Consider the following 23,213-nt stretch of genomic DNA (forward strand, 5'->3'; position numbering starts at 1 on the left):
TGAGTTAATGTTTTAGATTTAACTGAACGGCTCAATATACTAACCATTACTATATAAATTAACCTAAAATCTGGTTAAGAGATTTACTAACGTATTGAATGCTATTGATATTTTAATTTATTTTCTCTAGCCAGAGACTTTTAGCAAATTCAACGCATTTAGCGCTGAAAATAGCTGCTCGAGATAGATTTATTATCCAGAGTTCAGGTTAAGTACTTACTCCTACGAGGCTAAAAATATCGTACTGCGATTAAACCGCCCCTAGATAGAACAAATTTTAATCCTGAAAGGTCAGCAGGCCTTAGAGTTTATATTATGAAATACGTATTTTTGTTTTGCCAAAAACTGCAATTAACACAATCTTTTGCCATATTTTTAATGGTTGTATTTTCAACAAACTTAGCTTGTAAAGAGCAAAGCCAAACGTTGGTTTTAGCCGGTAGCACATTTTCGGTATGCTCTAGTTCGAATTTAAAAAGTTGTAAAAATAACACGAAAATTCTAGGTAAAAAGCATCGTTTATTTACAATCACAAGCGCTAAAATTAATCAAATTAACTCACGCTGGCCCAATAATAACAGCGTAACTAAGTTGGAAACGTTTAACTCGTTGACCGCATTACATCCTAAAAGTACTTCACCAATGACTAAAGCTGAATTGCTTTGGCTATGGCGTGATATAAATAACGAAGAGCTAAGTCGTTTGACAGATCAAGAGTTCGATTTTTTGTTTGATATGTTAGAAACGCATCAATTAGATAATGATGGCGAGCGTTTAAAAGAACAAGTAAACACTGAACTCAATAACGAGAGCGCGACTAATAATATTTTACAATTTGTGTCGGGCAGTTTAAAAGTTAATAACGTAAAACCTACAATGCTTGCTATTACGGCATCGAGCCGCGACCCTTATGAGTCGGCAGATGTAGCGCAGAGTCTTTTAGAGCAATCAAATATAAGCACTCAATGGTTAGCACTAACGCCCGCGCTTGCTAAAGCGATTACGAGTAACTCGTGCGATAAATTACCAGCGCTCAGAAATACATTAATGAATGTGTATAATCGTGAAGCAATTTATCCCGATCGGACAAAGGCCGAATACGCTTTATGTAAAAGTGGCACTAATGCACTTGTATCACTTATTAAAAGCAGTACCGGCGTTATGTTTAATGATGGTGATGCGGCTTTAACACACAAGATATTATTTGATCAAAACAATAACCCATACCCGTGGACGCAAGCATTGCAAACTCGCCCAGTAATTGTAGGTGAAGGAGCGGGCGCAGCAATCCAAAGTAAAGTGACGGGCATGCTTACAAATACGACAAGCCTTGAGGCACTTCGTAAAAGTGAAAATAACACTAATGCTGGTGGGCTGGGCAGTTTTAACTTTGGTGTACTAGATACTCAATTTAGCGAACAAAACCGTACATTTAGGCTTGCAGCAGCGCTAAATAAAAACGAAGTAAAAAATATTAAAACAGAGATTCAACATGGTTTTGGTATTGATGAAAATACGGCTTTGGTTGTTATTAAATCACCAGAAGGTAGTTTAATAACCGTAATAGGCAAAAGTGGTGTAGTGCATTTAGCTAACCAAGGTAAAGCCCAACCAAATAGTAAAAGTTATAGCTACTCCTACTGGCCTACAGGCAGTGTAATTGATATTACCAATAACACGTTTACTCTAAGTGATCGCACTATAAGCCAAGCGTTACCTGCTATAAAAATACCTCCACTGCCTGTGCAGCGTTTTGGTGCAATTTTAACAAATTCAAAACTGCGCTCACTAACTCAAGCTATGTGCCTAAGCCAAGAGCAAAGTGCGGTAGCCCAACAAGACGAGTTTATAATTAGCCTCACAGCAACGAGTGACACACAGTATCATCGCATCCATGCAAAAGAGTTTGGTTGTGCGCTAAGCAATTTAGAGTTAGCTATAAAGTCGATTTAGTGACTAACCTGAGCCAAGGGTTTAAGTTTTTGGCTCTTCTCTATAAAATAGCCACCATAATGATTTAAAAGCCTTACTAAAAGAGTATTAAAATGAATAAAGAAAATGATGTAATTTCTAGTCTAGCCGAATTAGAAAGCTTTTTATTAAATGTAGAAAACGGCGGTCTTGGCCTTAAGGGTGTTTCGGGCGTTGGTATGGCAACAAACAATAGTGATGGTAGTCGTTTTGTAGCCGTGTTTGATGACCAACAAAAATTACTTTTAGCGCGCGGTATTACAGAAGACGTATTCCAAACCGGGCAAGACATGGTACGCAATGGTGTAGGTCGTAAGCACTAAAGTAGTACCTTTTAAATATTATAGATGCGCCTTTAGGCACTTTTATAACTTAGTTTTTATAAAATAAATGCTTAGCTTGTCATCTTAGCTTAAAGTTAAACTATCAAAAAATTCCTTTCATAAAATAACCAATGTGAACTCTGATATAAATATTTAATAACATAGATTTATTATCGATTTGCTCGGTTTTTACTTAGCCCACAAGGGTACTAAAGCATGTCTGTCATACCGTTTAAAAAGTAAGAATATTTCTTTTAAATGGAATCAATAAAATATAGAAGTAAATGCACCAAAAGAGAGCATTATTTTTCGTTATCATCATAATAGTTAATTACTTATAAATTAAAAAATAAAATACTGTTTAAAATCAGGTTATTAAATATTGGTTCGTATCTTGCAATTAAAAATCATCCGCATTCTTAATTGGGCTACACTATTTTGATAATATTTTTACCTATAACTTTATTAATAAAAAATTTAGGATTAAAAATTTATTTTTGGATAACATTAACTATTTTCTTTGGCTTTTTTGTAAGTTTATTTTATTTTCCAATAGTGAAGTTAATCTTTGTTTTTGTCGTTCTTTTATATCTTCTATCGGGCATTGCTTGTATTGCAAGTTCACAATTAAAACAAATAAAGAGTGTTATTGAACACATTAATACTAAAAATTTCGATCACCGCGATATTCATTTTAACAGTTTGGCAAACTCAGAATTTATTGAGGAGTTACTAGTAAAATATCGTGAGTTAGGTCGAGTTATTACCCATCATAATGAAAAAAATAAAGAAGTTGAGTATTCCGCGATTCAGGTTATTGAAATTTCATCGGAAGTAAAAAATAATGTTTTGCTTCAATCCGACGCTATAAATTCAACAGCATCAGCAGTGACACAAATGAGCCACTCACTAGGCGAGATCAATAACGAAATATCTAAAACACATCACTCTTCCTGTTTAGCTTCAGAAATAGCTAATCAGGGTAGAGACACTTTAGTGTCACTAAGTAATGCGGTAACCAACGTAAATAAAAGGGCCAAAGTAACCCAGCAGCGTATGGTTTCGTTGAATGAACTAGTTATAAATGTTGAAAAGATCACTGAATCGATACAACAAATTTCTCAACAAATAAATCTACTAGCGCTTAATGCTTCAATTGAAGCGGCTCGAGCAGGAGAGTTTGGTTTAGGTTTTGCTGTTGTTGCAGAAGAAGTTCGAGCTTTAGCTAAACGTACACATAATTCTACGGACAGTATTGTGGCCAATATTGATGATGTATTGAAAGAAAGCAGTGAGATTGTTAGCACGATGAGTGAGGTCGTTATACAAACTGATGTTTGCCTTCAAAAAGTTAATGAGGTCGATATTTCATTTAACGATATCGAAAAAGCAACTGAGCAGGTTAAGCATCAAATGGAAATAGTGAGTAATGTGTCAACCGAGCAGGCAGCTGCAACCCATGAGATTTCTGAACATATTGCGCAAGTTGTTCTTGGTGCACAAGCTAATTCAGATATAGCGGTTCAATCTCAATTAGTTGCAAATCATTTACGTAAATTAACCCAAAGGCAATAGTCGTTCTTATTAAGGAGTGTAATATGCAATGGATAACCTTAACTACAGCTACTTTTTGTATCATTATTATTTTTTTGATAAAAAAAATGAAAATAAGCAACAATAAAAAAATACAAAAAGACGGACTCGTACATATTTGTCAGATCAAAAGGATAATTATTTTCGCTCAACAACACCGAGGACTCACTGCTGCTTGGTTAAATGGCGATACTAACGCAGAGGCTAAATTGACTGGTATTAAAAAATTAATTTCTCAAGAAATTAACTCTTTAATGCTTTCACCTGTTGCTAAAAATGAGCGTTGGGCAGCCTTTACTGATCATTGGGGTAGACTTCTTAGTTTTAACAATAAATCATCGGTCAGCAATAGTTTTGAACAGCATACGATGATGATTAAAAACTTAGCCTATTTATTAGAGGATACCGCTGAAAGCTCGCATTTAACGGCCGATTTTTTACCAAAAATAAATAATATAGGGTATGTTTGGCGCGAGTTAATATTAACGACAGAAAATATAGGCCAGTCACGAGCCATTGGAGTGAGCGTTGCTGTTCAACAATGCTGTTCAAGTGTTGATAAAATCAGGTTAAATTTTTTAATTCAAACAATGGCAAAAACCACAATTGATACTTTACAACGATTATCACACCTACCAGAAGAGCAACATACCCACACTAATCTAGTGAAAAAAGCGACTGAAAGTATGAATAAATTAATAGAAGTGATGACGTCAGAATTAGTTGGTGCAGCTAAAGTTGCGATAGATAGTAATCAGTACTTTGAACTCGCAACTGAGACTATGTCAAAGATGAATGATATTTTTGATCACCAAGTGAAGCAATTAAATAAAGTTATATAAGATTTAAAATTAATTACATATAGCTCTGCGGCCTCCGTTAGAAATGGAGATTACCAACGCTCAACCCAAGAAAGTAAATTTAGTGCATAGGTTTGCTTAATTAATGAGGCTGTCTAATTTAGTTAATGATAGTAAAACTCATTTACCTCACCTCTTAATGGTTATATGCTTTGATAGCATTAAAAAAATAACCCTTAAGACACTTAGTTTTCTAAATGGCTGCCTTAAATCTTGATAATTTAAATCTCATTTACAAATCATGCAAAGGGATACAGAAGTGCGTCTTTATAAATTAGCAGTGCTCTCAGTACTAGCTTCAGGCTGTCTTTCAGCAAATGAATCAACCATCCCACTAAATGAAATTGCCCTAATGGATCGTCAATCTTTGATTGAAATCTTCAAAGAATCTCCGACGGTTGAAATAGAAGTTAATCTTACCTTCAATGAAATTGGGAGTGGTAAAGAGAATTTATTAAAAAAAATCACAGCTAAACCATTACCTAATTTTGAAGGTTTAGCCTTTTCCGTACCCAATAAGCAACAATATTTATCGAAAAAGAACAATCTCATTTCCACACAACCTATTTGCAAAGCTGGACTAGTATCTGCGGGTAAAACTGTTTATAAAAAATCTAAAACGAGTGCATTAGAGTTAATTCACAGTTGTGGTACGAGTGGTTGTGGGTATGACTTCAAACTCCACCTTTTACCTGCTAAGGAGGTTTGCAAAGTGCTGTAGTGGTCAAAAGTTAATTCATTAAACGATGAAATTAAGGGGAGGCAGAAAAAAGCAGCTACAGACACTGCGGTTAAAAAGCGAAGTAATTCGCAGCAGCTTGTTAAAAAGCAGTTAAAAAACCAAAGAAACGGGCGAAAAACCAACTCAACAGGCTGCTGTACTTTATACCAGTCTTAGTTTAAGAACATAAAAGATATTGGATAACTTAATGTGACAGGGCACTTAGATTGAAATTAAACAGCAAAATATGAAACTGAGACAATAAGGTTTAGAACTTTCAGGACTAGTTCCCCGACAGCTTAGTGCCAACAGCAGAGATTGACATTACTTTTCAAAAATCTCTGAATTGGACAGCTAAGCCACCAGAGCGGTCAATGACCTAAAAATGTGAGAAACAGAAGGTCTCCAAGTTTTACCTCTATGGCTCTAAAGAAGGTATAACAATAACTTAAAGTTATACGAAAGATATGTATAATAATTTTAATAATAAAAATAAATGGAATTAAATTTAATGAAAGCCGTACATTACTTCTCTTTTTTCGCATGTCTTTACTTTCTTTTTCAAACAAGTGCATTTGCAAAAGCTGACGTAAATATACAGATCAACAAATCAGTGGAAACATTATCGCTTATATACACTACTGGCACTCCTGCACAAAAAATTGCCTTCGTTAATAGCCCAAATGACTCACGTACCAAAAGATGGAAACCTGTTAATAATGAATTTGAGGTTGTTCATGAAAAACATCAAGAGTTTATTCAACGAATAGATGGTAAAGCCTTTAATCATGTGCAACTTAGCTTAACACCAACTTATAAGCATTTACCTAAATCTTACGCACCTATAGCACCATTTTCAGACGGAGGTGTTCTAATTCATACGGGCCGTTTATTTGCATGCATCGACCTATGCTCGGATGATGATAATGGTTGGAAAATCAAAATAGAAGTAGAAGGAAATGCCCATTTTATTGCCAATGGAAAAGTTAACTATCAATCCGAAAACTGGCTTGGGTATGATGATGGACAATACGTTTATATAGGACAACAAAAGCCTATAGATGAGCCAACGTTTTTAGCCATGATTGATCAAGGGTTGCCTGAAAAAATGAAGATGGAACTTAGCCAATCACTACCAAAAACAATGACGTTCTTTGAATCACATTTAGGAGAAAATAGTAGTAGTGTTAAACCGATGCTATTTGCCTCATATTCAAATAAAAAGGGGAAAGATATTCAAGGAGGTGTTCTGCCTAATCAAGTGTTTATCCATTGGGATATGGATAACTTGGACGAAAAATTAAAAGAAAAAAACTTTATTAATAGAACTTTATGGATGTTTGCACATGAAGCTTCACATTTTTATCAAGATAGCGCTTCATTAGTAAGCGATAAATCTGAAAGCTGGATACATGAAGGTAATGCAGAATGGTTATCAGCTATAGCCTTGCGGGAATTTTATCCCGAAATTATTGAGCTATTCATTAGTAAAAAGTTAAACCAAGCAAAGTCAGATTGTGCCAATGCTTTAACGAAATATTCATTAGAAGATGCAGCTAGGAAGGGTAATTACCGATCGTATTATCAATGTGGGATCATTATTCACTCTCTAATAGATAAAAAAACTCGCGAATTATCAAAAGGAAAACAATCTATTTTTAATGTTTGGAATGATTTTAAAGAACAAGGAAAAAACAAAGGTAAAACGGGTGCAGTAGGTTTTTGGGCTGTGACTGAAAAATATATTTCTAGTGATATGCTACAAGGGCTAAAAAACTTAACTACGGATAAGTTAGCAGACCCTGAAAATTACATTAACCAATTAGAATCGTTATAAATGAGCGTTCGTTGCTCATTTATTTGAGTCAATCAAATGGTAGCAATGAGCTTGAAACAGCCTACCGCAAAGACAAAGACTGACGGTCTGCTAATCGCTCTGAGTTCAACCACTGAAAGCGGCCTATTTTCTTTTAATTTCCAATTCACAGATTTCCGGCGTTTTTCAAGTTAGTTGTTGCCTTAAGTTTCAAACTTTTTGTTGGCTTAAGCATAAATCAAAACTCTTTAATTCTTGGTGCGGTCTTTTGCTGCCAATATGTTAGCCAGTAAGCAACTAGTAAACTAGCAATTGAAAATAAAAGCATAAATATAGCTTTAAGGATGCTATTTCCTGTCGAATCATAAATTAATATAGGTATTGCAATGAAAGGGAGTGGGTAATCCCCCCATTTTTAATGGAGGCTATCTGTAGAATTTCCGTTGTTTGACTTTTCCAGTTTTTGTATGGGTGTTATGCCACCTATACCCATGTTAGGGCGTTCATTATTATAAGTCCATAACCAATCGGTTGCTTTATCTTGTAACTCACTAATATCACTGTAAATATAATGACTTAGCCAGTCATACCTAACCGTGCGATTAAACCGCTCTACATAAGCATTTTGTTGCGGGTTACCTGGTTGAATAAATCGTAATTCAATATTATTATTTAACGCCCACTCTGCTAATTTATGGCTAATATATTCAGGCCCATTGTCACACCTGATAGCTTTTGGCTTACCACGCCATTCTATAATTTGATTGAGTGAGCGGATAACACGCTCAGCGGGGAGTGATAAGTCAGCATCTATTGTGAGTCCTTCGCGATTGAAATCATCAATCACATTGAACAAGCGACACCCTCTGCCATCCGATAATTGGTCGTGCATAAAATCCATTGACCAACATTCGTTAATGGCCTCAGGGACAGCCAATGGTTCAGGCTTCTTCCTTGTTAGACGTTTTCTAGGCTTTATTCGCAGATTCAACTCAAGCTCACGGTAAATACGATAAACGCGCTTATGATTCCATGTGTAGCCTTTAACATTGCGTAAATATAAAAAACATAAACCGAATCCCCAATTACGCTGACATTGGCTTAAATCCAATAGCAACGCTGCAATTTTCTCATTTTCATCAGACAGTTTTGGCGTATAGCGATAGCATGTTTCACTTATCATGAAAGTACGACAGGCTAAGGCAATACTCATTTTATTTGTGCTAACGACTTCATGAGCCAAGACTTTGCGCTCAGAAGCCTTTACCACTTTTTTGCCATTGCCTCCTGAATGACCTCAGATTTTAGCCGCTCTTCAGCATACATTTTCTTTAAACGGCGATTTTCATCTTCAAGTTCTTTCATTCGTGTCATTAAAGACGCATCCATGCCGCCGTATTTAGCGCGCCATTTATAAAAGGTTGAGTTGCCCATACCATGTTCACGGCATAGCTCAGGAATAGGCACGCCGCTTTCTGCTTGTTTTAAAATGGCGAGGATTTGACTGTCTGTAAAATGTGCTTTTTTCATAATTTTCTCCTGTGTTTACAATAAGAGAAAATTCTACGTTTGGCATCTATTATTTTTCGGGGGGATTACCAGTGAACCTGCTATAGCTCGATAAAAACCTACTAGATTAAAACCAACTTGATATGAAAGTACATGTAATCTGTATTTAAACGTTCTACTAGAATCGGATAAAGACAAGCTGTATTTAGAAATAGCCCAAACAACACTATGCAAAATAGTCAGTAGAAGAAAGTAGTATATTAGATAGTCAGGGGGAGTAATCCCTTCGAAAAAGCTAACTAGGCCTTCTACACCTGAAAATTGTAGTACTAAAAGACAGGGTATTGAGCCAAACACAATTGCACAAATAATTTCATCAAATAATAAGTGTGAAGTGGTTTTTCTTTTTTGATTGATGTGCATAACATTCTCTAATGTACTTTTAGATTAAACCACGTCAACTCTCTATTTTAAAACAAATGTTCGACTTTGGTGTTGAACGAGACCTTATGCAGGGCAATCCTGTAAGTACCGTTAAAAAGAAAAGCGTAGGCGGCCTTGAAAAGTCGCGGACCAGAGCGCTAGAGTTTGACGAAGTTATTCAAGTTTTTGAACGCCTACCAAAGCTAGGTATAAGCCAGCAAGTTATTTATGCATTGAAATGTATTACTTTAACAGGTTGTCGGCCAATAGAAGTTACGGGCGCACAGTGGCAAGAATTTGATTTTGACAAAATGATTTGGACAATCCCAGCCGAGCGAGTAAAGCAAAACAAAGATGGCGAAAGAACTCATAAAGTGCCAATTACTCAAAATATGGTTATTTTGCTTGATGAGCTACGTGCAGCATTTGGCTATCTCAATTCTAAATATGTATTCCCGAGTACAACAACTAATAAATCAGGCCCAGGTGAGCAGCCTATTGATAGGCACTCACTGTCACGCTCCATAAGTCGTAAATTAGAACAATTAGGAGTACCTAAATTTGTACCTCATGATTTACGTAGGACAGTCGCTACCCGTTTAGGTGATGTCGATATTGGGGCTGACCCTATAGTGATTGAAAAAATACTAAATCATCAATTACAAGGAGTGCAGGGCGTTTATAATATGCAGGAGTATATGGAAAAGCGTCGCAAAGCTCTGGAAGAGTGGGGAGAGAAGATTTACTTCAAATAGTACTAGCTAATCTTTTACTGATTTAAAGTCCCATATTTGCACTTTTCCTGTAAATAAACGACTAAGAATTATCTTATAATGATTTTTATGTTATCCTCAGACTAACAAATTATTTTGGATTATAAATATAATGTTTATTGATTTCTCTGTAAGGAACTATAGATCGATCAAAGATACTTTGACCTTTTCTATGCTTAAAAGCTCAAGTTCTGAATTAATGGAAAGTAATACTTTTAAAGTAGAAAAACCATCAATAGAACTACTACGTTCTACAGTCATTTATGGAGCTAACGCTTCAGGAAAGTCCAATGTAATAAAAGCAATTAGAACCCTTAAATCTTTAGTTATTTCTTCAGCAAATGATCGCAACTCAGGTGAAGAGTTAGATGTAAAGCCTTTCAAATATGATGGTATTTGCGCTCAAAATCCGACAGAATTTGAGATTACATTTATTTCTGACGGTATCAAGTATCAGTACGGGACTGTTGTGAGTCGCAACCGAATCGAAGAAGAGTGGTTAATTGCTTATCCAAAAGGTCGACCTCAAAGATGGTTTACAAGAATTTATGATGAGAATTCTGGTGAAACGCTTTATAAATTTAGCGAATCATTTCATGGCCCGAAATCTACATATCAAGAGACAACAAGAGAAAATTCACTGTTTCTTTCTAATGTAGTCCAACTAAACAATAAACAGCTTTTACCCGTATATAACTGGTTTAAAGAAAAACTTCATTTTGGTGGTATCTTTGGCTATAGTAATGTTTTCTCAGCTAAGTTATGTACTGACAAAAAAACTAAAAAAGAGCTACTTAACTTCTTAAATGCTGCTGACATGTCTATCGATGATATTAATGTTAAAGCTGTAACATTTAATGTAGATGACCTACCTGTCGATGTTCCAGAAGAGGTTCGCTCTCATCTTGCTAACGAGCTTAAAGAGCACGTTGATTACGAAGTCAACATTATTAGAAATGATCATAACGGGAAGCCTGTTTCTTTAGAGATTGATGAGGAGTCAGATGGGACTCAAAAATTATTTGGTTTGATTGGACCAGTTATCGACACACTTAATTCTGGATTGATTTTAGTGATTGATGAACTACATTCAAATTTACACCCAAAGATGGTTGAATATCTAGTTTCACTGTTCAATAGCAAAGATATTAATAAATATAACGCTCAGCTTATTTTTACTACTCATGAAACATCAATTTTATCTCAGGATATTTTCAGAAGGGACCAGATTTGGTTTACTGAAAAGGTTAATTTAGAAACTAATTTATATTCACTTCTTGATTTTTCTCCTAGAAAGGGGACGGAAAATATTGAATTAGGATATTTATCAGGAAGATATGGAGCACTTCCATTTATTGATAAACTAATTAAGTGGGTAAATTAGATGGGAAAAGATGATATCTTCAACCGTAGAAAAAGAGCTGCAAAGATAAAGCAAGAAAGAAAAGCGGCAAAACGCGCACCATATGAAACGGTTTTAGTCGTGACTGAAGGTTTAAAAACTGAGCCTAACTATTTAAATGAACTTGTATCAAGATACAAGCTGAGTGTAGCAAATATAGTAATAGATGGTGAATCAGACTCATCACCTAGCAGTATATTAAAGTACGCTAAACAGCAAGTAAAAAAGTCAAAAGCAAAGGGATTTAACTATGATAGGATCTATTGTGTATTTGATAAGGATAGCCATACTTGTTACGAAAAAACGGTGATAGCGATAAAAAACCTTCCAGGATATTATTGTATTAAGTCAGTACCGTGTTTTGAGTTTTGGTTATTACTACATTTTACATATACGACAGCCAGTATTGTTAAAGCAGGTAAAAAGTCACCAGGGGATAAAACACTTCAGAAGCTTAAACAGTTTTTGCCAGATTATAGTAAAGGAGCAAAAAATACCTTTAGTCAATTAGAGGATAAATTAAATGTTGGTATTAGAAACTCTAAAAAATCACTCGAAGAAAGTTTAAAAACTGGGTGTGATAACCCTTCAACAAATATGCACGAATTAGTTGAGTTCTTAATTAACATTAAAAAGTAAAGTTTAATTTTGATATAGAGATACTCTTTTAGACAGTGGTTACTTATTTGGTTACACGTTAATTCATATTCCGCAAATTTGATTAGATTGTAGTGTAATTTCGCAAATCTGATTTTCATCAGATTGCCAATGTTGTATATCTGATTTTGCAGTACACCCAGCATCCTCGATAAGTAGTGTTTCTTCCTCACACAGCAATAAAATCGCGTTTTTTTCTTGAATAACGACTTTTAACCGATAATTTTTAAATGGTTCAAGTCTGGTTTTATCGTCTTTTATTGCGGCGAGTAGTAGCTTATGTGGGTCAGTATAAGGTTCAGAACTAAACTTCAATGTTCCATCAACAGCTGCGGAAATATCTTTTAATTGTGAGGCAAGGTCAGCCATTTTTTCAGGATCATGAGCATTGGCTAAGCTAGAGCAGCCCACAGATAAAATAATTGTTATAATTAGAAATATGTATTTCATTTTAAATACTCCACGCTGTTAGATTTCCATTTTCGTCTTTGCCGTTGTCTAAGTTCCAGTTGTAAATCTGGGTGCATTGTTCATCATTAAAAACAGCATTTGCAATGATTGATATAAAATATTTAATATTTTCAATCGCTAAATCAAATATTTCGTTATAGTGCATCACTCCTTTAGGAGTATTAAGGTTTTCTATAAAGTTATAATCAATTTCATCTTGTCTAGGGTAAAGAAGGCCATTCTCAGCTGCAACGTGTCTCGCCCAAGGGAAAAGCCTATAGCCTTCTTCAGCATTATTTACAACTAATTGAAAACCGCTATGCCAAATATCAAAATTTGGTGCGGTCGAATGAGCATATTCACTATGTATACTAGTTAAAGCGTGACCCCAAATTTTCTTTATATCATCATCGAGGCAATTACCTTGATTTGTACATGAACCAATGTTTAGCTCAACTCGATCAGCCAGACCAATTTCCCCAAGATTTAACCTGGGCCAAATAAACGAGTCTTGATTCATTTCGCATGTTCTGTGTGCGGCCTGGTTATGTTCATATAGACCAACTTTTAGTTCGACTACAGGGTGTATAGTTATATCTGCTGCAACATGCGACATATAGCCGCAAAGCCATGCAAAGCATTTTTCTTTCGCATGCCCTTCAAGACTTTTGCAATATTTTACAGCTTCTTTAATTACATCACCTGTACCTTGATAATGCATTAAATCAGCCCATTTATTTTGTTCTGAATTGCCAACAGCGAGATAAGGATAATCAGGTGACACGCAACCTAATTCAATATATTTCTGGTTTGTGCTTAAAATTAATTTTGCTTGATTTGGAATATTCATTCTTGAAAGGGCGTTATTATCAGTTGCTAAGTTAGCAGCTGTTATATGAGCGAATGCACCAGGCATGAGTAAATCCTTTTACTTAATCTTTAATGTATTAACAACTTACAATAGTGGAATAATTAGTCAAGTAATTAAGGAGAGCTTACCTGAGATAAACCTCGGTAATTTCAGGCCTAAAATGTCCCATCTCTTGTGAAACGATCTATAGGGCCATTTTATATTTAAATCCTAACGCATTGAGCTCAACCACTCTTTCTTGAGCATAGCTATGTCTGAGACCATGTGCACCTGTAGAAAAGAGTAGGGGGCGGTTAAGGTGAGCACTTAATACTTTTAATTGAAACCTACCTAGTCTCAGTGCGCCAAAGAAGTATTAAAAGCCATTATGTTAACGTATCTATAATGCTTGATTTTCAGGTTCAATTCAAAATTACACCTTTTCGATTTAGTGAAAAAGTAACTATTTATCAATTACAACCTCCAAATTTTTGTTTAAAGCTATACTCATAATTGAGGGACTTCCTCTTAATTGAAAGGATAACGATTATGGCTCTTAAACCAGGACCAAAACCAATTGCTGATTCAACTGGCAAACCTGATAAACGTAGACGTGATAACAAGAATACTCCAGGGAACACCCCAGGATTAAAACCTAGTAAATCTTCAAAGAAATAGATAAGACTTGAAATTAAAGCTATCTTCACGATAGCTTTAATTTATCGTAAATAAACCTCAGTAATTTCAGGCCTAAAATGTCCCATTTCTTGTGAAACAGTCTCTAATGCAATTTGATATGGATATTGATTAAGTATCAGCTCTAATAGTCTTTCTTGTGCGTAGCTATGCCTTAGTCCATGTGACGTGGTCAACTAAATTCAGTCACCCTAGTTAAGAAACCATATCTAATGTTTCGATTCGTTCTTCAAAGTCATTTGGGCTTTGATAATTTAAGTACGAATGTAAGCGACGACTGTTGTACCACATACAGATGTAATTCATTACATCCTGTTGAGCCTCATAACGCGTTGGGTAGTTTTTCCAATGCACGCGCTCTTGCTTCAAACTACCGAAGAAGCTTTCTGCAACAGCATTATCCCAGCAACAGCCTTTCTTACTCATGCTACCAATGAAGTCATTTGACTTGAGCAATTTACGATATTGGTGGCTTGCATATTGAACCCCTTGATCTGAATGGATAATTAACCCTGTTTTGGGTTGGCGTTGCCACATCGCCATAGTCAGTGCGTCACAGACAAGCTGCGCTTTCATTCGTGAGCCCATGCTCCAACCAACGACTTTGCGCGAATATAAATCAATCACTACCGCCAGATACAACCAACCTTCTGCAGTCCAAACATAAGTGATATCTTGTACCCAGGCTTGATCAGCTGCTTCAACGTTGAAGTTTTGCTCAAGTACATTGGGATAAATAGGCTTATTATGCTCACTATTCGTTGTCACTTTGTATCTCTTTTTATAACGCACCCAGACATTTGCCTCTTTCATTAGCTGTGCTGTTTTGTAACGACTCACCGGAAAACCGAGTGCATTTAAGACTTTCTGAATACGCCTTTCACCGTAAGTATTATCACTGAAGTGCGCTATGTCCTTGACACAATCAATCATTTCTTGATGTGTTGGATCCTCTGATTTAGTTGAGAATCGCTTTTGATAACTATAGTAATTGTTACTTTTTACACCCAGTATTCGGCACATTGTCGCCACAGGCCAGGTCTTCTTGTATTGGGTTATGAACGAATATTTCACTTCGTTTCTTTGGCAAAGAAGACCGTCGCTTTTTTTAATATTTCACGCTCCATTTCTAGGCGTTTCACTTGCGCTTTTAGCTCTCTGATCTCTTCTTGCTCAGGGGTTAAATTACCGTTCCCTCTAAAAGCATGCCCATCATCATTTTCAGCTTCTTTTATCCAGCGACCAAGCATGTTGGGATTTACCCCTAAATTTCTAGAGGCTTCTGCTTGTGAGTAGTTTTGCTCAACAACTAATGCGATAGCATCAAGTTTAAATTCTTTGGAATACTTTTTACGTTTTGTCATTATCGATCTCCAGTTAAGTTGATTATCTCTTAACTGGGGTAGTCGAATCCATTAAACCACGTCATGTTGATTACTTTTGACATAGGTATTTTTATTATGAATTCAGCATTACAGCCATTAGTGGTTGAGAATAAGTGTGCTCAGTTGCTTTTAACACAAAGATTATTTCAAACCACACCACCTAGAACACTTAGTGCAGATATAAAACATGAAGCACGTTATCGGTATGGTGAGTTAGCGTTAAAAACTCATAAATATATTCAGATAAACCCTAAAAACATCGTGTTTTGGTTGGTTTTTGACATTGATGATGAAAACACTTTCAGCTGGGAAGATAAGTTATTACCGCCACCGAATATAGTAGTAAGTGGTCTAGACCGAGCTGATAGCTCTAAAGTAGTTGGTGGCGCGCATCTATTTTATGCAGTTCAATTTGTACCTTCATCAAATGCATCGCGTGAAAAACCAGTCAGGTTTTTAGATGATGTAAAAAAGGGGATGACATTGCAATTAGGCGCTGATGCAGACTATTACGGCCCTTTGAGTAAAAATCCTTTAAATTCGAGTTGGAATACATCTTTCCTTCATGCACATGAATACAGTCTAAATGAATTAAATAATTATTTAATAAAGGTGACAAAAAAACGCCGATATGACTTTGATTGGTCTTTGGTCGCTGAGTCGCGAAACTGTATGGTATTTCATGAACTCAGATTCATAGCATATGAACGCATTAATTATGCGAAAGAAAATTGGACATATGAGCAATGGGAAAGTCATTTATTTAATATTGCTCAGTCGTGTAATGAGTTCAGTTCGTCAGATCTTCCTAAAACCCACCCATTAAACCACTCCGAATTGAAAGGGATTGTTAAGAGTGTGGCTAATTTCACTTGGTTTAAATATAGCTCGTCAAATAACCGTGGGAGAGCCGGACTATTTTTACTGCAAATTAAGATCGTAACTACAAAACTTGCTCAACAGCAGGGGGCTAAGTTTACACACAAAGCACGTAGAACAAACACAGAGGAAAAAATTACTAGAGCAATAACGAAGATACAAAGTGAAGGGAAAAAGCCTTCACAGGTACTTATAGCCAACGAAATAGGAATGACTCGACAAGCTGTTGCTAAATATAAACATCTACTAGAAATATGTTAATTATGCTGCACATCAGGGTATTAGGAAATAAGATAGGGCATGATGTTACATATTAAAGTTATTTATCTAATAACTACATATGAACGAGCTGAACGAGCTGAACGAGCTGAATTAGCTGTAAGTAGTGAAGCTACATATATGCTACATGTATTAATAATATTTAGTGTGCGTGTAGCAAAATGTATTATATTTAAATTATAAGTACTTAATATTTAAATAAATTAATTGGTCGGTATGGAGAGATTCGAACTCTCGACCCCTGCCACCCCATGACAGTGCGCTACCAAGCTGCGCCACATACCGATTTGTATGCAATACTACGTGTATTTTTTTAAAAATCAATAAGCGATTGTTTGTTTGGATGTTTATTACGCAAGAACGCTAAAATAGCACTCTTGCGATGTACTAATTGGCTAGTCTTTATTTAACCACTTTTTGATCGAGTCATACATCTCATCGCGTATTAATAACTGAGCTTTTTTGTTAGGGTGTAAACTATCGTTTTGCATTAATTCAGGTTGGCCGGCAATGTTTAGCATAAAAAAGTTCATTAAATGCGCATTTGTCTCTTCGCTGACGCGCGAAAAAGTGTCAGTAAACATTTTACTGTAACGCGGGCCGTAATTAGGGGGAATGTAAATCTCCATTAAGGCGGTCATTGCATTAGCTGCTTGGCTTTTTTGAATAAGAGACGTTAAGTTAGTTTGCATTTTTTTAACAGGGAAACCACGTAAACCGTCATTAGCACCTAGCTCAATAAGTACATGAGTGGGCTCGTATTGCTCAAGCAATGCATCTAAACGGCGTAGGGCTCCACCAGATGTTTCGCCACTAATACTGGCGTTGATAAGTTCAATGTCGGCTTGTTCGTCATCGTATTTATCTTGTAACAATTTTACCCAGCCTTCTTCTTGTTGAAGTCCGTAGGCTGCGCTTAAACTGTCACCGAGTATTAAAATCGTGTTGTCGGCTGCTGCGCTCAGCGGTTTGATAACTAAAAATAAAATGAATACTAAACGAAGGATTGAATGAGTCATATGTCAGCGCTTTCTCAATTAAATATAATTCAGGTTAATGGTTTGTCTAAAGTAGTCTCTACCTTTGAAGGTGAGCTGCCCATCCTCAGCGACATCAGCTTTAATGTCAAGCATGGCGAGTCTGTTGCTATTGTTGGCACGTCGGGCTCTGGTAAATCAACGTTACTCAGTTTATTAGCGGGGCTGGATACCGCAAGCAGCGGCGAAATATTTTTAGATGGCGAGCCATTACACAATTTAGATGAAGAAGAGCGTGCTGCACTGCGCGCGGCTAAAATTGGATTTGTGTTTCAATCGTTTATGTTAGTACAAAGCTTAACGGCGCTTGAAAACGTTATGCTACCAGCAGAGCTTGCTGGCGAAAGTGATGCGAAAGAGCAAGCAATTGCTTTGCTTGAAAAAGTAGGGTTGAGCCATCGTATTGATCATTACCCGTCGCAACTCTCTGGCGGTGAACAGCAACGTGTTGCTATTGCGCGAGCATTTATTGGTACACCTAAAATACTATTTGCTGATGAGCCTTCGGCTAACTTAGACAGCAAAAACGGTAAAATGATTGAGTCGTTATTATTTGATTTAAACACGCAACACGGCACTACGCTTATTTTGGTTACTCACGATGAAGGGCTTGCACAAAAATGTGAGCACATTATTCAAATAGAGGCGGGTTTACTAGTAAAAAGCCAAGTAGAGGAAGTTGCTAATGTGGGTTAAGTTAGCGCTTAAATTATTTTCGCGAGAATTTCGCCGTGGTGAGCTCACGGTTATAAGCGCAGCTATCGCTCTTGCTGTGTTAACGGTGCTTACACTGTCTATGGTTACTGAGCGAATAGGGCAAAGTATTGCGCAAAAAAGCAGTGCTTTTATTGCAGCAGACCGTGTACTTGCAAGCGACCATGTTCTGGACACCGCTTTTATTACTCAAGCACAGAGCCAAAATTTAAAAACGGCGCAAATGGTGTATTTCGACACTATGTTGTTTGCCGATGATGAAATGCAGTTTAGCTCAGTAAAAGCGGCATCTAATGCGTACCCGCTAAAAGGGCAGTTAAAAGTTAAAGATACCCTAACCGGTGAAACTAAAGTTGCTAATAGCGGACCAACGCCGGGTAATGTGTGGCTAAGTGAATCGGTATTTTACAGTTTAAATATTGATATAGGCGCGCAAGTAGAGCTTGGCGCTGCATTATTTAATGTTTCAAAAGTTATTGTAGAAGAGCCAGACGCGCCATTTAATGTATTTTCGAGTAGCCGTCGTGTGCTTATTAATATTGACGATGTGGCAAAAACTGAAGTTGTGCAGCCGGGTAGTCGTGTTTATTACCGCCAACTTTATGCAGGTAGTGAGGCCGACATAAATAGCTTTTACGAGTGGCTTAAACCACAAATGAAAGAAAACCAACAATGGTATGGCGTTAAAGACCGCCAATCACCCATTTCAAACAGTTTAAACCGCGCAGAGAGCTTTTTATTACTTGCCGGCCTATTAGGTATTATTTTGGCTGCAGTGGCTATAGCTGTTTCAGCAAAACGTTATTGTGAACGCCAATACGACCCAGTAGCGATGATGAAAACGCTCGGCGGTAGCCGCTCAATGATCCGCAAAATATACATGCTTCATTTATTGCTTGTATGTGCAATGGCGGTAAGTATAGGGCTGTTAATTGGTTATGGCTTGCAAGAAATAGCAACAAGTTACTTATCAAAAAGTATGGGCACAGAGCTACCTTTAGGTGGCTTTAAACCTTGGCTGGTGGCTATAAGCACCGGCGTAATTTGTGCCGTTATGTTTTCTATTAAACCGTTATTTGATTTATTTGATATTCCGCCGCTTAGAGTACTGCGCCGTAACTTAGGTGACAAGTTGGCAGTAAGTCGTGTGCATTTAGGTATGAGTGCGCTAACCGTGTTTTTATTAATGTGGTTATTTAGCAACAACATAAAAATAACGCTTATTTTGTTTATATCAACACTTGCGCTAATTGGTGTGCTGTTTTTAGTATCTAAATTAATATTTGGTGGTGGTCGAAAACTAGGATTAAAGCCAGGTAACAGTTGGTCGCTTGCAATTGCGTCTATTCAAAAGCGTGCAAATGTGAACGCGGTACAGTTAATTAGTTTTTCGTTAGCGATTAAATTACTGCTGTTTTTAGTGGTACTTAAAAACGACATGATATCTGATTGGCAGTCGCAACTACCAAACGATGCGCCTAATGCGTTTTTAGTCAATATTACGCAAAATGAGCTTGAGTCAATTAATGAGTATTTAGCACAAAAAGATATTCAGGTATCAGAGTTTTATCCCACTATTCGTGGACGCGTAAATGCGGTAAACGGCGAGTTGGTAGCACGTTCTGTATCACTGCAAGACAACGAGAAAAAAGATGAAGAAGCACGTGCAGGTATTGGCCGCGAGCTAAACCTTACATGGCTTAAAGATGTGCCTGATCAAAATGAAGTAACACAAGGCACGTGGTTTGGTGAAAATGCGATGGCTGAGGCTTCAGTAGAGGAGTCGATGCTTGAGCGTTTAGATGTTGAGATAGGCGATACGCTTACGTTTTTAATTGGTTCGCAGTCGTTCGACGCTAAAATTACCAGTGTGCGCAAAGTTAATTGGGCCACGCTTAAACCTAACTTTTTTATTATTTTAAGCCCAGATGTACTTGCAGATTTTCCGGCAACGTATATTTCGTCGGTACGTATAAACCCAGATCAAAAGCGTGATTTTAGCCAGTTATTGCGTACTTACCCTACTATTACAGCGATTGATATTGATAACTTTGTTAAGCAAATACAAACAACTATTTCGCAAGTATCACTCGCCATTGGCTTTGTACTTGCAATTGTTGTGCTGTGTGGTGCGCTTGTACTTATATCGCAAGTGCAAGCTAGTTTAGGTGAGCGTATGCAAGAAATTGTCATACTCAGAACGCTTGGCGCTAAAAGCCGATTAATTAAAAACGCGACCTTGTATGAGTTTTTATTACTAGGCGGTTTAGCTGGTTTAGTGGCCGCACTTTTTAGCGACATAGCGCTTTTAATTGTGCAGCAACAAATGTTTGATTTAGCAGGTAAGTTACACCCGCATATATGGATTATTGGTCCGGTAGCTGGCGGCGTATTTGTGGCAGGTTTAGGTTATTTAATGATTGCCCGAACACTTAAACAAAACACCCAAGGATTAGTGCGTGCCCTAGGGTAAGCTAAACTAACATGCTCCTTCAAATGCCTACCTAGTTTGTGGGCATTTTTGTTTTTCTTTGTACTGGTAATTTATACAGTGCTCTGGCATTATTAGCGTAATTTAAAAATAATAACAATGGAGCGCTGTTTGGCCATTATTTTAGGGATCGATCCTGGTTCACGTTTGACCGGATATGGTGTTGTTGCCCATCAAGGTTCTAAATTTACATACTTAGGCAGTGGCTGTATTAAGTTAGCCGATCATCCTTTTCCGATTAGGCTTAAAATGATCTACCAAGGCATTACACAGCTTATTGAGCAGTTTTCGCCAGAAACCTTTGCCATTGAAAAAGTATTTATGGCGCACAACCCCGATTCAGCTTTAAAGCTAGGCCAAGCTAGAGGCGCTGCGATTGTTGGCGCTGCAATGGCCGACTTACCCGTATTTGAATACTCAGCTAGGCAAATTAAGCAAGCAGTAGTAGGTAACGGTGGCGCAGATAAAACACAAGTGCAACACATGGTAAAAAATATTTTAAAACTACCCGGTACGCCACAGGCCGATGCAGCTGATGCACTCGCTATTGCGATTTGCCACGCCCACTCAGAACAAAATTTAATTAAACTAGCGGGCAGCGCAAGCAAAACCGTTAGAGGACGTTTAAGGAAATAACTATGATAGGCCGCTTAAATGGTATTTTAGTCGAAAAACAGCCACCAGAAATATTACTCGAAGTAAGTGGTGTAGGTTACGAAGTACAAATGCCAATGACCTGTTTTTACGATTTACCAAAAATTGGTGAAAACGCGATTGTTTACACTCACTTTGTAGTGCGTGAAGATGCTCAACTATTATTTGGTTTTAATAATAAAGTTGAACGTGCTTTGTTTAGAGAGCTATTAAAAGCAAATGGCGTAGGGCCAAAACTTGGCTTAGCTATTTTATCGGGCATGTCGGCAAAGCAATTTGTAAGTTGTGTAAATAACGAAGACTCAACATCGCTTGTTAAATTACCCGGTGTAGGTAAAAAAACAGCCGAGCGTTTAGTACTCGAAATGAAAGACAGACTAAAAGATTGGGGTAATGATTTATTTACGCCATTTAGCGACAGCGCAGTAATAGAGCCTATGAGCGATGCGACAATTGCTAATAATGCAGCGGATGATGCCGTATCGGCACTGCTTGCATTAGGTTATAAATTGCCACAAGCTCAAAAAGCCGTAAAATCGATAAGTAAACCCGATATGTCTACTGAGGTTCTTATTAGAGAATCTTTAAAATCTATGTTGTGAGTAACCCATGATTGAAGCGGATCGCTTAATTGATGCGACTGAAAAAACAAATGAAGACTCTATAGATCGTGCAATAAGGCCTAAGCTTTTAGCCGATTACAGAGGCCAGCCTCATGTTAAGCAGCAAATGGAAATTTTTATTGAAGCTGCCCGAACCCGTGGTGAAGCGCTCGATCATTTATTAATATTTGGCCCACCTGGGCTTGGTAAAACCACGCTTGCAAATATTGTCGCTAACGAATTACACGTAAGTATTAAAACAACATCAGGCCCTGTACTTGAAAAAGCAGGCGATTTAGCTGCGTTACTGACTAATTTAGAAGAGGGCGACGTACTGTTTATCGATGAAATACACAGGCTAAGCCCGCAAGTTGAAGAAATACTCTACCCCGCAATGGAAGACTACCAGCTTGATATAATGATTGGTGAGGGCCCAGCTGCGCGTTCTATTAAATTAGACTTACCTGCATTTACACTCATTGGTGCAACCACACGAGCAGGCTCGCTTACATCGCCACTGCGTGACCGTTTTGGGATTGTGCAGCGATTAGAGTTTTATTCTGTAGAGGATTTATCGCACATAGTAGGGCGCTCAGCACATTACCTTGATTTAGAAATGTGTGATGATGGCGCTACCGAAATTGCTCAGCGCTCGCGCGGCACACCACGTATTGCAAACCGCTTATTGCGCCGTGTACGCGATTACACTCAAGTAAAATCTGACGGCACAGTAAACGCCGATGTAGCTAAGCAAGCCCTTGATATGATTGACGTAGACAAAAGTGGTTTTGATTATATGGACCGCAAATATTTACTCGCTATAATCGAAAAATTTATGGGCGGCCCTGTCGGGCTCGACAATGTAGCGGCTGCTATTGGCGAAGAGCGCGAAACAATAGAAGATGTGATAGAACCATTTTTAATCCAGCAAGGATTTATTCAGCGCACACCTCGCGGGCGAATAGTCTCTGACAGTGCATACCATCACTTTGGATTAATGCCAAAAAAGACGACTTAATCTAAATTTCAATTAATCACTTGCGCTTGCATAAGTAAATGTACAGCAAGCGCGTATACCTAATTTTATAATGTTACCCACCATATTTTCACATAGTTACTCTAAACCAA

The 23,213-nt window shown here is 37.3% G+C and carries 20 protein-coding genes and 1 tRNA gene; 15 read left to right on the plus strand and 6 right to left on the minus strand.

From position 1 onward, the window contains the following. Nucleotides 1-315: 315 nt before the first annotated feature. From D172_RS06530 to D172_RS06555, 6 genes are all read left to right on the plus strand, one after another. Nucleotides 316-1,953 (plus strand): cyanophycinase, encoded by a 1,638-nt coding sequence (locus D172_RS06530; RefSeq protein WP_007378342.1) that lies wholly within the window; start codon nt 316-318, stop codon nt 1,951-1,953. 92 nt (nt 1,954-2,045) lie between these two features. After that, complete coding sequence (locus D172_RS06535; protein WP_007378343.1) at nt 2,046-2,294, plus strand: hypothetical protein; 249 nt, start codon at nt 2,046-2,048, stop codon at nt 2,292-2,294. Between the two features lie 438 nt (nt 2,295-2,732). Then, the gene (locus D172_RS06540) at nt 2,733-3,869 is read left to right on the plus strand and encodes a methyl-accepting chemotaxis protein (RefSeq protein WP_007378344.1); all 1,137 of its coding nucleotides are present in this window, start codon (nt 2,733-2,735) and stop codon (nt 3,867-3,869) included. Nucleotides 3,870-3,892: 23 nt separating this feature from the next. Beyond that, nucleotides 3,893-4,729: a nitrate- and nitrite sensing domain-containing protein gene (locus D172_RS06545; RefSeq protein ID WP_007378345.1), complete on the plus strand. Its 837-nt coding sequence runs from the start codon at nt 3,893-3,895 to the stop codon at nt 4,727-4,729. 277 nt (nt 4,730-5,006) lie between these two features. Continuing rightward, the gene (locus D172_RS06550; protein WP_033023815.1) at nt 5,007-5,468 is read left to right on the plus strand and encodes a hypothetical protein; all 462 of its coding nucleotides are present in this window, start codon (nt 5,007-5,009) and stop codon (nt 5,466-5,468) included. Between the two features lie 511 nt (nt 5,469-5,979). Then, nucleotides 5,980-7,305, plus strand: coding sequence for a hypothetical protein (locus D172_RS06555; protein ID WP_007378346.1), 1,326 nt, complete (start codon nt 5,980-5,982; stop codon nt 7,303-7,305). A gap of 394 nt (nt 7,306-7,699) precedes the next feature. On the opposite strand, the gene D172_RS06560 is transcribed toward D172_RS06555, so the two are convergent. After that, a protein-coding gene (locus D172_RS06560; protein WP_150115557.1) for an IS3 family transposase occupies nt 7,700-8,814 on the minus strand; the annotation gives its coding sequence in 2 pieces (ribosomal slippage) (nt 7,700-8,562 and nt 8,562-8,814; 1,116 coding nt in all). A 488-nt stretch (nt 8,815-9,302) separates the two neighbouring features. Between D172_RS06560 and D172_RS06570 the strand changes: the two genes are divergently transcribed. The 3 genes from D172_RS06570 to D172_RS06580 all read left to right on the plus strand — a co-directional run bounded on the left by D172_RS06570 (nt 9,303) and on the right by D172_RS06580 (nt 12,030). Next, on the plus strand, nt 9,303-9,971 hold the full coding sequence (locus tag D172_RS06570) for a tyrosine-type recombinase/integrase (RefSeq protein ID WP_237113695.1): 669 nt from the start codon (nt 9,303-9,305) through the stop codon (nt 9,969-9,971). Nucleotides 9,972-10,101: 130 nt separating this feature from the next. Beyond that, on the plus strand, nt 10,102-11,373 hold the full coding sequence (locus D172_RS06575; RefSeq protein ID WP_007379062.1) for an AAA family ATPase: 1,272 nt from the start codon (nt 10,102-10,104) through the stop codon (nt 11,371-11,373). Then, nucleotides 11,374-12,030 carry an RloB family protein gene (locus tag D172_RS06580; RefSeq protein WP_007379061.1) on the plus strand — a complete coding sequence of 219 codons (657 nt, stop codon included), beginning with the start codon at nt 11,374-11,376 and terminating at the stop codon, nt 12,028-12,030. 63 nt (nt 12,031-12,093) lie between these two features. Here the strand turns inward: D172_RS06580 and D172_RS06585 are convergent, their stop codons facing one another. The 3 genes from D172_RS06585 to D172_RS06595 form a co-directional block, all read right to left on the minus strand. Next, nucleotides 12,094-12,498, minus strand: a complete 405-nt coding sequence (locus D172_RS06585; protein WP_007379060.1) for a hypothetical protein — start codon at nt 12,496-12,498, stop codon at nt 12,094-12,096. A gap of 1 nt (nt 12,499) precedes the next feature. After that, entirely contained in the window at nt 12,500-13,414 is a 915-nt protein-coding gene (locus D172_RS06590; RefSeq protein WP_007379059.1) for a zinc dependent phospholipase C family protein, read from the minus strand. 825 nt (nt 13,415-14,239) lie between these two features. Continuing rightward, a protein-coding gene (locus tag D172_RS06595) for an IS3 family transposase (RefSeq protein WP_420713787.1) occupies nt 14,240-15,408 on the minus strand; the annotation gives its coding sequence in 2 pieces (ribosomal slippage) (nt 14,240-15,162 and nt 15,162-15,408; 1,170 coding nt in all). Between the two features lie 96 nt (nt 15,409-15,504). On the opposite strand from D172_RS06595, the gene D172_RS06605 reads away from it, so the two are divergent. Then, a complete protein-coding gene (locus D172_RS06605) occupies nt 15,505-16,569 on the plus strand; it encodes a replication initiation protein (protein ID WP_007378892.1) in 1,065 nt (354 codons plus the stop codon). A 226-nt stretch (nt 16,570-16,795) separates the two neighbouring features. Here D172_RS06605 and D172_RS06610 read toward each other — a convergent pair. Both D172_RS06610 and D172_RS06615 read right to left on the minus strand, forming a co-directional pair. Further along, a tRNA-Pro gene (locus tag D172_RS06610) sits at nt 16,796-16,872 on the minus strand. 110 nt (nt 16,873-16,982) lie between these two features. Next, nucleotides 16,983-17,606 carry an arylesterase gene (locus D172_RS06615; RefSeq protein ID WP_007378891.1) on the minus strand — a complete coding sequence of 208 codons (624 nt, stop codon included), beginning with the start codon at nt 17,604-17,606 and terminating at the stop codon, nt 16,983-16,985. On the opposite strand from D172_RS06615, the gene D172_RS06620 reads away from it, so the two are divergent. The 5 genes from D172_RS06620 to ruvB all read left to right on the plus strand — a co-directional run bounded on the left by D172_RS06620 (nt 17,607) and on the right by ruvB (nt 23,103). Further along, nucleotides 17,607-18,320: an ABC transporter ATP-binding protein gene (locus tag D172_RS06620; RefSeq protein ID WP_007378890.1), complete on the plus strand. Its 714-nt coding sequence runs from the start codon at nt 17,607-17,609 to the stop codon at nt 18,318-18,320. Next, entirely contained in the window at nt 18,310-20,811 is a 2,502-nt protein-coding gene (locus tag D172_RS06625) for an ABC transporter permease (RefSeq protein WP_007378889.1), read from the plus strand. Before D172_RS06620 ends, D172_RS06625 begins: the two co-directional genes overlap by 11 nt. A 129-nt stretch (nt 20,812-20,940) precedes the next feature. Then, complete coding sequence (gene ruvC / locus D172_RS06630) at nt 20,941-21,465, plus strand: crossover junction endodeoxyribonuclease RuvC (protein WP_007378888.1); 525 nt, start codon at nt 20,941-20,943, stop codon at nt 21,463-21,465. A 2-nt stretch (nt 21,466-21,467) separates the two neighbouring features. Further along, nucleotides 21,468-22,085, plus strand: coding sequence for a Holliday junction branch migration protein RuvA (gene ruvA / locus D172_RS06635; RefSeq protein WP_002960647.1), 618 nt, complete (start codon nt 21,468-21,470; stop codon nt 22,083-22,085). A 7-nt stretch (nt 22,086-22,092) separates the two neighbouring features. Further along, complete coding sequence (gene ruvB / locus D172_RS06640; protein WP_007378887.1) at nt 22,093-23,103, plus strand: Holliday junction branch migration DNA helicase RuvB; 1,011 nt, start codon at nt 22,093-22,095, stop codon at nt 23,101-23,103. The last annotated feature ends 110 nt before the right edge of the window (nt 23,104-23,213 follow it).

The sequence above is a fragment of the Pseudoalteromonas sp. Bsw20308 genome (assembly GCF_000310105.2).
Classification (GTDB): domain Bacteria; phylum Pseudomonadota; class Gammaproteobacteria; order Enterobacterales; family Alteromonadaceae; genus Pseudoalteromonas; species Pseudoalteromonas fuliginea.

Excerpts from the sequence above, each read along its gene's own strand:
- D172_RS06530 (WP_007378342.1), top strand. The coding sequence starts at position 316 with ATGAAATACGTATTTTTGTTTTGCCAAAAACTGCAATTAACACAATCT.
- D172_RS06535 (WP_007378343.1), top strand. The coding sequence starts at position 2,046 with ATGAATAAAGAAAATGATGTAATTTCTAGTCTAGCCGAATTAGAAAGC.
- D172_RS06545 (WP_007378345.1), top strand. The coding sequence starts at position 3,893 with ATGCAATGGATAACCTTAACTACAGCTACTTTTTGTATCATTATTATT.
- D172_RS06555 (WP_007378346.1), top strand. The coding sequence starts at position 5,980 with ATGAAAGCCGTACATTACTTCTCTTTTTTCGCATGTCTTTACTTTCTT.
- D172_RS06570 (WP_237113695.1), top strand. The coding sequence starts at position 9,303 with ATGCAGGGCAATCCTGTAAGTACCGTTAAAAAGAAAAGCGTAGGCGGC.
- D172_RS06575 (WP_007379062.1), top strand. The coding sequence starts at position 10,102 with ATGTTTATTGATTTCTCTGTAAGGAACTATAGATCGATCAAAGATACT.
- D172_RS06580 (WP_007379061.1), top strand. The coding sequence starts at position 11,374 with ATGGGAAAAGATGATATCTTCAACCGTAGAAAAAGAGCTGCAAAGATA.
- D172_RS06585 (WP_007379060.1), bottom strand. The coding sequence starts at position 12,498 with ATGAAATACATATTTCTAATTATAACAATTATTTTATCTGTGGGCTGC.
- D172_RS06590 (WP_007379059.1), bottom strand. The coding sequence starts at position 13,414 with ATGCCTGGTGCATTCGCTCATATAACAGCTGCTAACTTAGCAACTGAT.
- D172_RS06605 (WP_007378892.1), top strand. The coding sequence starts at position 15,505 with ATGAATTCAGCATTACAGCCATTAGTGGTTGAGAATAAGTGTGCTCAG.
- D172_RS06615 (WP_007378891.1), bottom strand. The coding sequence starts at position 17,606 with ATGACTCATTCAATCCTTCGTTTAGTATTCATTTTATTTTTAGTTATC.
- D172_RS06620 (WP_007378890.1), top strand. The coding sequence starts at position 17,607 with ATGTCAGCGCTTTCTCAATTAAATATAATTCAGGTTAATGGTTTGTCT.
- D172_RS06625 (WP_007378889.1), top strand. The coding sequence starts at position 18,310 with ATGTGGGTTAAGTTAGCGCTTAAATTATTTTCGCGAGAATTTCGCCGT.
- ruvA (WP_002960647.1), top strand. The coding sequence starts at position 21,468 with ATGATAGGCCGCTTAAATGGTATTTTAGTCGAAAAACAGCCACCAGAA.
- ruvB (WP_007378887.1), top strand. The coding sequence starts at position 22,093 with ATGATTGAAGCGGATCGCTTAATTGATGCGACTGAAAAAACAAATGAA.